A 321-nucleotide genomic window follows, 5' to 3' on the forward strand; every position below is an offset into this window, starting at 1 on the left:
ACCCATGAGAATGGGTGACTTTCATTGAGGGAGAGCAGGAACCTTACGGGCTGAACACTAAGTTCGCGGCGTCTCACCCATGAGAATGGGTGACTTTCATTGAGGGAGAATCCGCAATAGACTGTATAGCGCCTGATACGTCAGTCTCACCCATGAGAATGGGTGACTTTCATTGAGGGACTCGGTTGAGCAGTCTGCTGCATTATCTTTTCCTTCGTCTCACCCATGAGAATGGGTGACTTTCATTGAGGGTGGATACCTTGGGCGATGGAATCCAGTTTCTTGTTAGTCTCACCCATGAGAATGGGTGACTTTCATTGA

General features: G+C 48.6%; 1 CRISPR repeat array.

What is annotated here, in order from left to right:
- A CRISPR array of direct repeats spans window positions 1-320; the repeat unit is 27 nt; unit sequence ACCCATGAGAATGGGTGACTTTCATTG.
- The last annotated feature ends 1 nt before the right edge of the window (window position 321 follow it).

It is taken from the genome of Rothia sp. HMSC071F11, assembly GCF_001809115.1.
In the GTDB taxonomy this organism is placed as follows: domain Bacteria; phylum Actinomycetota; class Actinomycetes; order Actinomycetales; family Micrococcaceae; genus Rothia; species Rothia dentocariosa.